Origin of the sequence: Stenotrophomonas sp. AS012628, from assembly GCF_010608305.1 — a bacterium.
Lineage (GTDB): Bacteria > Pseudomonadota > Gammaproteobacteria > Xanthomonadales > Xanthomonadaceae > Stenotrophomonas > Stenotrophomonas geniculata.
The window spans coordinates 1-12,209 of the sequence record NZ_VMBJ01000015.1; the positions used below are offsets into that span (position 1 = coordinate 1).

The 12,209-nt window shown below is 67.3% G+C and carries 10 protein-coding genes; all 10 read right to left on the reverse strand.

The genetic code is table 11. The annotated features are described in order from the left end of the window. Positions 1-202: 202 nt before the first annotated feature. Complete coding sequence (locus G5A07_RS09050; protein WP_191863186.1) at positions 203-2,581, reverse strand: methyl-accepting chemotaxis protein; 2,379 nt, start codon at positions 2,579-2,581, stop codon at positions 203-205. Positions 2,582-2,682: 101 nt separating this feature from the next. Continuing rightward, positions 2,683-3,066 (reverse strand): hypothetical protein, encoded by a 384-nt coding sequence (locus G5A07_RS09055; protein ID WP_010482470.1) that lies wholly within the window; start codon positions 3,064-3,066, stop codon positions 2,683-2,685. 136 nt (positions 3,067-3,202) lie between these two features. After that, positions 3,203-3,694, reverse strand: coding sequence for a chemotaxis protein CheW (locus G5A07_RS09060; RefSeq protein ID WP_010482468.1), 492 nt, complete (start codon positions 3,692-3,694; stop codon positions 3,203-3,205). Between the two features lie 133 nt (positions 3,695-3,827). After that, complete coding sequence (locus tag G5A07_RS09065) at positions 3,828-4,601, reverse strand: flagellar brake protein (protein ID WP_029550863.1); 774 nt, start codon at positions 4,599-4,601, stop codon at positions 3,828-3,830. A 158-nt stretch (positions 4,602-4,759) separates the two neighbouring features. Continuing rightward, entirely contained in the window at positions 4,760-7,009 is a 2,250-nt protein-coding gene (locus G5A07_RS09070; RefSeq protein WP_053442964.1) for a methyl-accepting chemotaxis protein, read from the reverse strand. A gap of 386 nt (positions 7,010-7,395) precedes the next feature. Further along, positions 7,396-9,387 carry a chemotaxis protein CheA gene (locus G5A07_RS09075; RefSeq protein WP_010482464.1) on the reverse strand — a complete coding sequence of 664 codons (1,992 nt, stop codon included), beginning with the start codon at positions 9,385-9,387 and terminating at the stop codon, positions 7,396-7,398. A gap of 45 nt (positions 9,388-9,432) precedes the next feature. Continuing rightward, the gene (locus tag G5A07_RS09080) at positions 9,433-9,798 is read right to left on the reverse strand and encodes a response regulator (protein ID WP_005409521.1); all 366 of its coding nucleotides are present in this window, start codon (positions 9,796-9,798) and stop codon (positions 9,433-9,435) included. Beyond that, complete coding sequence (locus tag G5A07_RS09085; RefSeq protein WP_014037092.1) at positions 9,795-10,103, reverse strand: STAS domain-containing protein; 309 nt, start codon at positions 10,101-10,103, stop codon at positions 9,795-9,797. The genes G5A07_RS09080 and G5A07_RS09085 overlap by 4 nt, the downstream gene beginning before the upstream one ends. A gap of 112 nt (positions 10,104-10,215) precedes the next feature. Then, on the reverse strand, positions 10,216-11,421 hold the full coding sequence (locus tag G5A07_RS09090) for a chemotaxis protein CheW (protein ID WP_191863187.1): 1,206 nt from the start codon (positions 11,419-11,421) through the stop codon (positions 10,216-10,218). Next, positions 11,418-12,200: a ParA family protein gene (locus G5A07_RS09095; RefSeq protein ID WP_019338560.1), complete on the reverse strand. Its 783-nt coding sequence runs from the start codon at positions 12,198-12,200 to the stop codon at positions 11,418-11,420. Before G5A07_RS09095 ends, G5A07_RS09090 begins: the two co-directional genes overlap by 4 nt. Positions 12,201-12,209: the final 9 nt, after the last annotated feature.

Genomic DNA, 12,209 nt, shown 5'->3' on the forward strand with positions numbered 1-12,209 from the left:
CATGGATGCGGCGACCGAGCCTACAAGGACGTATTCACGGCGTCCCCTGCGCAGCCCACCCTCCCGGCCTGCCCTCAGCAGCCCAGCACTTCGACCGACCACCCCCAGGGGCTTCGCCGTTGGCTGGATAATCAGATATCCCGTAAACAAAAACGCCCCAGCACAGGGCCAGGGCGTTCTCGTACCTCAGGTCAGGCAGGCATCAGAATTCCTGCCAGTCCCCGTCGGCCAGTTCCGTGGCCATCGGGCGACCACCCGCGCTGCGGCGGGCGGGCGGGGCGGCCGGAGCCGGTGCCGCCGGTGCGGCAGCACGCGGGGCAGGGGCAGCGACGACGCGCGGGGCGGCCACGACCTCGGCTTCGTCCACCACGAAGATCGACACGGCCTCGCTGAGGTGGCCGGCCTGTTCTTCCATCGCGCGGGCGGCGGCGGTGGCTTCTTCCACCAGTGCAGCGTTCTGCTGGGTGGTCTCGTCCATCTGCACCACGGTCTGGTTGACCTGCTCGATGCCGGCGCTCTGTTCCTGCGAAGCCGCAGAGATCTCGGCCATGATGTCGGTCACGCGCTGCACCGAGGCGACGATCTCGCCCATGGTGGCGCCGGCCTTGTGTACCAGGGCCGAGCCGTCGTTGACCTTGCCAACGGAGTCGTCGATCAGGCCCTTGATCTCCTTGGCGGCAGCGGCCGAGCGCTGGGCGAGGGTGCGCACCTCGCTGGCGACCACGGCGAAACCACGTCCCTGTTCACCGGCACGTGCGGCTTCCACGGCGGCGTTCAGTGCCAGGATGTTGGTCTGGAACGCGATGCCGTCGATGACCGAGATGATCTCGGCGATCTTCTTCGACGAGGCTTCGATCGCCGACATGGTGGTGACCACCTGGCCGACCACTTCACCGCCCTGCGAGGCGACGCCATGCGCGCCGATCGCGAGCTGGTTGGCCTGGCGGGCGTGTTCGGCGTTCTGGCGCACGGTGGAGGTCAGTTCCTCCATCGAGGCAGCGGTTTCTTCCAGGTTGGCAGCCTGCTGTTCGGTACGGCGCGACAGGTCGCTGTTGCCCGAGGCGATTTCGCCGGCGGCCGAGCTGATCGCACGGCTGGACTGCTTGATCCGGGTGACGATCTCGCTCAGCTGCGCGGCCGTGGCGTTGGCGTCGTCGCGCATGCGGGCGAACACGCCCTGGTAGTCGCCATGCATGCGCACGGTCAGGTCACCCTGCGACAGCGCGGCGAGCAGGCCGGAGATCTGTTCGATGCTGCCGGCATTGGCGTCCAGCAGGCCGTTGATCTGCTGGGCCAGCTGCAGGAAGAAGCCTTCCTTGTCGCTGGAATCGATGCGGCCGGACAGGTCGCCGGCGGCTGCCTGGGCGATCACGCGCGCCACTTCGGCTTCCACCTGCGCTTCCTGGGTACGGTCGCGCCATTCCACCACGTAGCCGACGGTGTCGCCGCCTTCATTGCGGATGGTCGAGACCACCTGGGCGAACTGGGCATCGCCGTACTGCATCGGGCGACGGGCGACGCCGTGTGCCTTCAGGTTACCCAGCAGGGTCTGGTCCATTTCACCGCGGTGTTCAAGCACGGTGACCGGCTTGCCGATCAGCGAGGCCTGGGCGTCGAAGTCCGGCAGGTCGCGGCGCACTTCGTCCTGGTACTGGCTCAGGGTCTGCTGCAGGGCGCGGTTGCTGTAGACGATGGTGTTGCTGGTGTCGGTCAGGTATACGCCGGTTGAGCTGTAATCCAGCGCCGTGCGGATGCGCAGGTTCTCGCGCGCCACGGCCTGGTCGGTTTCGATGCGCTCGCGCAGGTCGCGCTGCATGCGCTGCATGGCCTGCATCAGTTCGCCCACTTCATCCTGGCGGCTGACGTCGATGTGGCCATCGAGCTTGCCGCCGGCCACGTCGTTGGCAACCGACACGGCGCCGCGCACGCTGCCGACCAGGGCGCGGGCGAACAGCCAGACCAGCACCAGGCCGAGCGCGGCGCCGCCCAGCAGGGCGATCACGGTCAGCACGGCCGAGGCGGAATACGTGGAGGCGGCCTGTTCGCGCGACGCGCGGGCGAGGCGGTTGTCTTCGGCGATCAGCGCTTCCAGCGCCGAGGCGGCCTTGCGGTGCTTGGTGCGGGTTTCGCCGACGAAGGTATCGATGGCGTCGTCCGGCAGGTCCAGTTCCAGCATCTCGGTGACGCTGTCATAGGAGGCCAGGGCGTCCTTCCACTCCTTGGCGAAGGTGTCGAACAGCTTCTTCTGCTGCGCGTTGTCGACCAGGGTCGGATACTCCTTGATCGACTTGTCCATGCTCGCGCGCAGCTCGACGCCCTGCTTGCGTGCATCCGCCTTGACGTCGTCGCTGGCGCGGATCAGCTGCTGGTAGGCGGCGTTGCGGTATTCACCCAGCATGCCGCGCATCTCGCCTGCCATGCGGATGCTCTCCATGCGAGAACCCGCCAGCTCGGTGGTGACATTGTTCAGCGAATGCAGGCCACGATAGGCGACGATGCCCTGCAGCAACATCACCAGCAGGAGGACGCCGAAGGTCAGCAGCAGCTTCGGCATCAGTTTGAGGTTGTTGATCCACGGCATGGGCGTTGCGATCTCCTAAGGCAGACGCGTCCGGGCGTCGGGCCCGGTTGCAGCAGAAACCACGCCGGCACCAGGTCCGGCGTGGTTCGACGGACAGCGGATTACTTGATGTTGGCCAGCTTCAGGCCGGCCGGCGAGCTGACTTCGATTTCCGCGCGCGAGGCGTCGCGCTGGATCTTGCCGATCACGCAGACGGTCTTGCCTTCCAGGGTTTCCAGCGGGAAGGAGAACTTGCCGCGGTTCTCGCCGGCGATGCGCGCCGAGAAGGTGTGGCGCGGGAAGGCGCCGCCCATGTACAGGAAGGTCGGCTGGCCTTCGGAACCTTCTGCGTAGCGGGCCTTCTCGACCTTGCCGCAGACCATGCCGTCCTTCCCGACCGAGCGCGGTGCCAGTTCCGGCGGGATCATGTCGGCCGACTGGGCAAACGCGGCGGAAGCGGTGGTGGCCAGGACAGCGGCCGAAACGAACGCAAGCAGGGACTTCATCGAGGTGTATCTCCGGGGATGGTGATGGTCGTTCCGGTTCTGCGCGCTCCTGCGCGACCGGCTTCTGTCCCCCTATCGGCACTGCTGGAGGGAACTGAAGGGTTGTGTGACCAGAACGTGAAGCAGGTCCGCTTGATCAGGCGGCGGCGTCTTCAACGACGTTGGCCTGGCCCATGTCGGCGCTGTCCAGCAAGGTCTCGATGTCGAGCAGGATCAGCATGCGGTCGTCCTGCGTGCCGATGCCGGAGATGAAGCGGGTATCGACGGCGGCGCCGAATTCCGGGGTCGGGCGGATCTGTTCGGCCGACAGCGGGATCACGTCCGAGACGCTGTCGACCACGATGCCGACCACTCGGTCGTCGACGTTCAGCACGATCATCACGGTGAAGGCGTCGTAGCGGGCGTCGTCCAGGCGCAGCTTCAGGCGCAGGTCGATGACCGGGACGATGGTGCCGCGCAGGTTGATCACGCCCTTGATGTAGTCCGGTGCATCCGGCACCCGGGTGACCGCGTCATAGCCGCGGATTTCCTGCACCTTGAGGATGTCCACGCCGTAGTGCTCGGCACCGAGGGTGAAGCTGAGGAATTCGCCACCGGCGCTGGCGGTGGAGCTGGTCTTGTCGTTCATCGAGGGGTCCTGGTTCTGCCGGAAGTCCCGGTGTCAGGCTCGATATCGGCCCCTCGTCGGGGGACTTTAGGTGTGGGCCCCGCGTTGTCGCGAGGTTGCCGGCCAGCGGCCGGCACTACCGGTTGGACGAGCCCTACAGCTCGCCGTTGCGGCGCGCCTTGCGCTGGCGGTCGATGCGGAAGATATAGCGTTGGATGGCGCTGTCGGCGCCACGTGGCAGGATGTCGAAGCGCATGCCCACGCGCTTGATCTCGATGCCGTTGGGTTGGCGCTGCGGCAGCAGGTTGCAGACGACCAGCTCGATCTCCAGGTCCGGGCCGTCGGGCAGCGACAGCACCGCCGGGTAGCGCTTCTGCAGGCTGAACACCGCGCAGTCGGTAGGCACGGCCACCGCCAGGCCGCCACCACTGATGTCCACCACCCGCATCGACAGCGCTTCGGCGCGGCTCTCGCCGGCGGGGACCAGCAGCTGGGGCGAATCGGTGACGGGCGTCTCCAGCCGGTACATCTCACGTCGTTGCAGATGGACCAGCTCGTCCGGCAGAGGGGCGCGGAAGGCGACGTGGCCGTCATTGTCCACACGCTGCAGTGCCTGCAGGCGGAACCGCACCAGTACGCGTTCGAGCTGGGCGAAGCACAGCAGATGATCGGCCTGTTCGGCGGCGCGGTTGGACGCCTCCTGCGGGCTGCCATCGAGCAGCAGGGTGTCTTCGTCCTCGTCGAGCTCAAGCAGCGCGGTCGGGAACGAGCGGTCGCGGCCGTCGATATGCGCATTGATCAGTGATCGCTGGTCGATCAGCGATCGCAGCAGCTGCCGCAGCTGGCGCGGATTGCGGACCAGGAAACGTTCGTCAGCGGCATCAGCCGCGTGGACATCATGCACTGCAGTGTCGTTGCCGTCGGACATGGAATCTACGGTCAGGGGCGGGCGCCAGCACGCGTTGGCGCGAGGCTCGATGGGGATATCGGCCACTGTGCCGGATTATGAAGTGAGAATTGCATCACTTTCCGTGCGTCCGGGGTCGGATCCCCTTCCCGAAGGAAAGGGATCCGACCCCGGGTACATCAGAACTCCTGCCAGTCGCCGTCTGCGGCCAGCGCCGGCTGGGCTGTCGCGGTGCGCAGCGTACGCGCCGGGACCGGCGTTGCGGCCGGTGCGGCGGCTGCAACCTGGCGCGGTACCGGTGCCGCCAGCGGGCGTGCCGGGATGGCCGTCGTGCCCTGTGATGCCAGCCGGAAGCGGGCCACGGCTTCACCCAGCTGCACGGCCTGGTCTTCCATTGCACGCGCGGCGGCGGTGGCTTCCTCCACCAGCGCGGCGTTCTGCTGGGTGGTCTCGTCCATCTGCACCACGGTCTGGTTGACCTGCTCAATGCCGGCCGACTGTTCCTGCGAAGCAGCGGAAATCTCGGCCATGATGTCGGTCACGCGCTGCACCGAGGCGACGATCTCGCCCATGGTGCTGCCGGCCTGGTGGACCAGGCTGGAGCCCTCGGCAACCTTGCCGACCGAATCATCGATCAGGCCCTTGATCTCCTTGGCGGCAGCCGCCGAGCGCTGGGCGAGGGTGCGCACTTCGCTGGCGACCACGGCGAAGCCGCGGCCCTGTTCACCGGCACGCGCGGCTTCCACGGCGGCATTCAGCGCCAGGATGTTGGTCTGGAACGCAATGCCGTCGATGACGCTGATGATCTCGGCGATTTTCTTCGACGAGGCTTCGATGGCGGACATGGTGGTGACCACCTGGCCGACCACCTCACCGCCCTGCGAGGCGACGCCATGGGCGCCGATGGCGAGCTGGTTGGCCTGGCGGGCGTGTTCGGCGTTCTGGCGCACGGTGGAGGTCAGTTCCTCCATCGAGGCGGCGGTTTCCTCCAGGTTGGCGGCCTGCTGCTCGGTACGGCGCGACAGGTCGCTGTTGCCCGAGGCGATCTCGCCGGCGGCAAGCGTGATGCTCGAAGCGCTGGCCTGGATCTGGCTCACGATCTGGGTCAGCTGCGTAACCGTGGTATTGGCATCGTCACGCATGCGCGCGAACACGCCGTTGAACTGGCCGTCCATGCGCGCGGTCAGATCGCCGGCGGCGATCGATTGCAGCAGCTGCGAGAGCTGGCCGAGGTTGCCGTCGGCCACCTGCATCATGCTGTTGAGCTGCTCGATCATCACGCGGAAATCGTGATCGAAGCGCTGCGCGTCACCGCGCTGGCTGAAGTCGCCCGCAGCGGCGGCCGAGGCCAGGTGCTGGATCTGCGTATTGATGGCCAGCAGGCTGGCCTTGGCGGCGTCCATCGATTCGTGCAGGATCGCGCGGCTGCCGGGCAGGCGGCGTGCATCCGGGGTCAGATTGCCGATGGCATACTGGTTGAGTACTTCAATGGCATCGACGATCGCATCGAGGTGTTCGAAGATCACCGTGTTGATGCCGTTGGCCAGCTGGCCATAGACGCCCGGGAAATCTTCCGGAATGCGGTGGCTGATGTCCGGGCCGGCATGCATCTGGGCCATCAGCTGGGTCTGCTCGCTGAAGCGGCGCAGCATCGCGGTCATCTCCGCGGTGGCGGCCAGCATCTTGCCGGCCTCGTCCTTGCTGGTGGCCTGGGTGCTGACGCTGAGGTCGCCGCGGGAAACTGCCTGGATGGCATGCACGGCCTTGCCCAGCGGACCGGTGACCGCGCGCGAGATGACGATGGCCAGCGCGGCGGCCACCAGTGACAGCAGTACGATGCAGCCGATGATGGCGATCATACTGTTGCGATGGGTGGCGTTGGCGTCGGCGATCTTGCCATCCATCTGCCCGGCGATGTGGGTGCCCAGTGCCTTCATTGCAGCGAACAGGTCGCGACGTGCCGGGCGCGACTGCTCGTCGGAGATCTGCTGCGCCAGGGCGCCGTCACCGGCGGTCACGGCGTCGCGCATCGCCTTGTTGGCGGCGAAGTAGCGATCCAGCTGCGTTCTGGCCGCGCGATAGAGTTCGCGCTCCTTCTCCAGCGCCGGCAGCGCCGAGTACGCCGCCAGTTCGTCATGCACGGCTTTGGCGGTGTCGTCCATGCGCTTGTTGTAGTCGGCGACCTTCTCCGGCTGGTCCAGCATGCTCAGCTGGGCCAGTTCGTAGGTACGGAACTCACCGAGCTGCGAGCGCGCCTCGCCCAGGTGCTGGACGGAGGGGATATCGTTGCCGGCCATCTCGCGCAGCTGCGCGTTGGCTTCGCTCAGGCGCAGCAGGGCGAACGCGCCGAGGACCAGGGTCATCAACGTGGTGAGGGTGAACCCCACGGCCAGCTTGCGGGCGATGGGCAGATCTTGGAACCACTTCATGCAGGGTGCTCCAGGTGGGCAGAGTGCCGGCGTCTGTGCGCCGGTTTGGGGGTGGTTGCAGAGCGAACGGTGGTGCCCGGTGGGGGTTCGGTGACGGCCGTCAAAGCGAAATAGCGGCGCAGTCCGGATGGACTTTATGGACGCAGATCACATTCGGTTGCGTAGGGATGACGGCGCGAAAGCGTTGCAGCGACGCGGCTTCGCTTGGATGAAGTGGTTACGCCCGCAGCCATCGTGTCGACGGAGTTCACGATTTGGTATCGGGGTGCCGTCCCGCGATCAGATCCCTTTCCTGCGGAATGGAATCTGATCCCACTGGCAGGGCGAACACAAACAGAAACCGCCGCCCCGAAGGGCGGCGGTCCAGTACACGCCTGCAACGTGGATCAGGCGGCCTGCGGCATCCGCAGCGAACGCACCAGCCCGCCGATGTCGACGATCAGGGCCACGCGGCCATCGCCGAGGATGGTGGCACCGGACACCCCGCCGATGCGGCGGTAGTTGTTCTCGATGTTCTTCACCACCACCTGCTGCTGGCCGACCAGCTCGTCCACTTCCAGTGCGATCTTCTGGCCATCGCCTTCGACCACGACCACCAGCGATTCGCTGCCCGGCGCACGGTTGCCGTAGCCGTAGTATTCGCTCAGCGACAGGATCGGCAGGTACTCGCCACGTACGCGCAGCACGCGGCCTTCGCCGGCCATGCTGCGGATGTCCTCGGCCTGCGGCTGCAGGGCCTCAAGCACATAGGCCAGCGGCAGGATCAGGGTTTCGCCCGCGACTGCCACGGTCATGCCATCGAGGATGGCCAGGGTCAGCGGCAGGCGGATCAGCGTGCGGGTGCCGTTACCAAGGCTGCTTTCGATCTGCACCTCGCCACCCAGCGCCTGGATGTTGCGGCGGACCACATCCATGCCGACGCCACGGCCGGACAGGTCGGTGACTGCATCGGCGGTGGAGAAACCAGGCTGGAAGATCAGGTCCCAGACCTGCGAATCGGTAGGGTTGTCCGGCACTGCCAGGCCGCGTTCGTGGGCTTTGGCCAGGATCTTGGTGCGGTCCAGGCCGCGGCCGTCGTCGCTGACTTCGATGACGATGTGGCCGCCCTGATGCGAGGCTGCCAGGGTGATGGTGCCGGTTTCGTCCTTGCCCGCGCCGCGACGCACGTCCGGCATTTCCAGGCCGTGGTCGATCGAGTTGCGCACCAGGTGCACCAGCGGGTCGGCGATCTTTTCGATCAGGCCCTTGTCCAGTTCCGTGCCTTCACCGACGGTGCGCAGGCGGACCTGCTTGCCAAGGCGGCTGGACAGGTCGCGGACCAGGCGCGGGAAGCGGCGGAACACCGCATCGACCGGCAGCATGCGCACGCCGATCACGGCTTCCTGCAGGTCGCGGGTGTTGCGTTCCAGCTGGTCCAGGCCGGCGAACAGGCTCTCGGCGTGGACCGGGTCCAGTGCGTGCGAGACCTGCTTGAGCATGGCCTGGGTGATGACCAGTTCGCCGACCAGGTTGATCAGCGCATCGACCTTGTCGACGCTGACTCGGATCGAGGTTTCGGCTTCCTGGCTGGCGCCGCCGCTGGTGGCGGGCGCAGCAGGCGCCGCCGGTACGACGGCAGCCGGTGTGGAAGGGGCGGTTGCAATGGGCGCCTGTGTAGCCAGGCTCGGCGGTGCGGCCGGACGGATGTCCAGTTCGCAGTCGTCCAGTACCCAGGCGAAGGTGTCTTCGATCTTGCTGCGCGGCACCTTGCCGACCAGGCCCAGATCCCACGCCAGATGGGCCTCGAGCGGGTCGAGCTGGGCGAAGCCCGGCAGGCGTTCCATGCGCGCGGCGACCTGCAGCGAACCGAGATGCTCCAGTTCGCGGATGATGCGCAGCGGGTCGTTGCCGCTCATGAACAGCGACGGTGCCGGGGTGAAGCCGATCTGCCAGGCTTCCGGCGTATCGTCCACCTTGGCCGCGACGGCAGCGGGGGCGCTCGGTGCGGGCTGGCCGGAAAGGACCGCTTCCAGGCGCGCCTTCACCGCAGCGACTGCAGCCGGATCGGCAGCCTGGCCGTGTTCGGCTTCGCGCAGCAGGGCGCGCAGCACGTCCACCGAGGACAGCATGGCGTCGACCGCGTGGCCTTCCAGCGCCCGCTTGCCGGCACGCAGTTCATCGAGCAGCGTTTCCAGCACGTGGGTAAGGCCGGCGATCGTATCGAAGCCGAAGGTGCCGGCGCCGCCCTTGATCGAGTGGGCGGCGCGGAACACCGAATTGATGATCTCCGCGTCCTGCTGCCCCGATTCCAGGGCCAGCAGGCCAGCCTCCATCGCGTCGAGGCCTTCGCGGCTCTCCTCGAAGAAGGTGGCGTGGAAGCGTTGCAGGTCCATGCTCATGGCAGTGGTGGTCCGGAAGCGAAGAGGGGGAGCGGTGGCGGGCGATCAGCCCAGCACTTTCTGCACGGTGGCGACCAGCTGTTCGGGATTGAACGGCTTGACCAGCCAGCCGGTGGCGCCGGCGGCCTTGCCTTCGGACTTCTTGTCGGCGGCCGATTCGGTGGTCAGCATCAGCAGCGGGGTGAACTTGTAGTCCGGCAGCTGGCGCAGTTCGCGAATCAGCGCGATGCCGTCCATGTTCGGCATGTTGACGTCGGTGACCACCGCATTGAAGCGCTGGCCCTTGGCGCGACCGAGCGCGACCGCGCCGTCTTCGGCTTCTTCGACGGCAAAACCGGCCGAGGTGAGGGCGAAGGAAACCATCTGGCGCATCGACGCCGAATCGTCCACCACCAAGATACGTGCGCTCATGCAGCGTTCTCCACAGATTTCAGGTTGTCATGGGTTACGTCCAGGCCCAGGGCCTGGGTGACGCCCAGCAGGCGCGCGGCGTCACGGAAGGTTGCAGTGCAACCGTGGAAGCCGGTGCCGAGACCTGCCTCGCGGCGGGCCTGCACGAACGCACACAGCACCTGCACGGCGGCCGTGTGGATGCGGGCGACCTGGCTTGCATCCAGGGTCAGCTCGCCTGCCTGCGCCACCAGCGGGGCGAGGCGGTTCTTGAGCTCGGTGGTGCTCTCGATGCCGAGATCCCCACCCAGTTCGACAGTACTCATCGTTGCTCCGGACAAACGGTTCCGTGATCCATAACGGCACCCCGGCGGGGTTCTTTAGGGGAATCGACGCGGTGCGTCCCCGACAGGTAACGCGTCGGCGCAAAGCGCCGACTCAGCTCAACAGCCGCGTGGCATCCAGCAGGATCATCGGGCGCTGGCTGACCCGGGCGACGCCGCGGAACAGGTCGTTGGAGATCTGGCAGATGCGCGCGGTATCGGGCGGTTCGATCTGCGAATCGGTGAGGTTGGCGACATCTTCCACCGCCGACACGCGCAGGCCGATGGTCTCGCCGTCTTCTTCCAGGACCACGATACGGGTCTGTGAGTCGTCTTCGGCGGCCGCGGCTCCAAGGTGCAGGCCCAGATCCATCACCGGCACCACCTGGCCGCGCAGGTTCATGATGCCGAGCATGGCCGGTGCGGTGCCGCGCAACGGCAGCAGCGGCACCGGCAGCACCACTTCCTGCACCTTCAGCAGTTCCAGTGCATAGGCCTGGGTGCCGCAGCGCAGGCGCAGCCAGCGCGAGGTGCGCTCGCCGGCGCGTCGGTTCTGCGGATGCGGACTGCTGGCGGGCCGATGTGCCTGTGCCTGCAGTTCCTGCCAGCTGTTCGGACGGTTGCCTGCTGGCGCGTCCACGGCCACGCGCGGTGGCGGCGCGGCATCGGTGCGTGCCGCTGGAGCGGGTGCTGCGACTACGGCCGGTGGTGGCGCAGGAACGTCCTCGCCGCCTGCTGCGGCCTCGAATGCAGCCTGCAGGCCGGGGCTGTCGGTGTGGGCGAGGCGATGGCTGTCGGCCGTATCGGTCTCGTAGATCACTTCGTCCGGCAGATCGTCCCAGGTGGGTTCCGGACCTGCCTTGGCGGCAGCCGGAGCAGGGGGCGTCTCGTGGATCACCTCGTCAGGCAGGTCATCCCAGGTCGGTTCGCGCTCCGGAGCGGCGACAGGCATTGCGGCGGCCTCGAAGGCGGCTTCCAGTGCTGCGTCGTCCTCTGCCGGGGCAGCAGCAACAGTCTCCGTTTCGTAGATCACCTCGGCCGGCAGGTCGTCCCAGGTCGGCTCGCGCTCGGGCGCGCCAGCAGCGGCCTCGAATGCAGCTTCCAGCGCAGCGTCGTCCTCAATCGGTGTGGTGGCCGCGGTGTCGGTCTCGTAGATCACTTCGGCCGGAAGATCGTCCCAGGTCGGCTCGCGTTCGGCGTCCGCTGCAATCGCCGGGCACGCTTCGTCGCTGGCCGCAGGCGGTGCAGCCGGTGGCGCCACGGCGATCGCTTCGCCCAGCAGTTCGTCCAGATAGTCGTCCAGTACGCCGGTGCTGTTCATGCGGCCTGCTCCAGGGCGCGGGCATCCTCGCCGAGGATCCAGTTCAGGGCGCGGCGGTAGGCAGCCAGGCCGCGGCCCGGGTAGTCCTCACCAACGCTTGGCAGGGTCAGGCCGGCGGCGTTGCTGATGCGGGTGTCGATGGGAATGGCGTCCTCCCACACGCGGGTGCCGTGACGATCCTGCATCGTGCGCAGCGATTCGTTGCCGGCGCGGGTGCGGCGGTCGAACAGGGTGGGCAGAATCGAGATCGGCAGCGGGCGGCGGCGCGAGCGCTCGACCATCTCGCCGGTGCGGACCATCCCCTCCAGGCCATGCAGAGCCAGCGGCTCGGCCTGGGTGGGAATGATCAGGCGGTCGGCCGCGGCCAGTGCGTTGATCATCAACAGACCGAGGGTGGGTGCGCAGTCCAGCAGGATGTAGTCGTGCTGTCCCTGATGGCGGGCAAGCGCGTTCTGCAGGGCCAGGCCGAGGCCGGGCTGGTTGGCGCTGCGGCGTTCCAATGTGGCCAGCGCGGATTGTGCACAGACATAGTCCAGGCCGTGGATGCTGCTGGCATGGCACAGGCTGGAAAGATCGGCCGGCGGTGCGCCGAACAGTTCCAGCACGCCGGCCGGCGGCGGATCCACCGGCACGCCGAAGGCGCGGCTGAGCGAGGCGTGCGGATCGAGGTCGATCAGCAGCACGCGATGGCCAAGCGCGGCCAGGCCACGGCCGAGGGCGAGGGTGGTGGTGGTCTTGCCGACTCCGCCCTTCTGGTTGGCGACTGCCCAGATGCGCATCGGTTTACT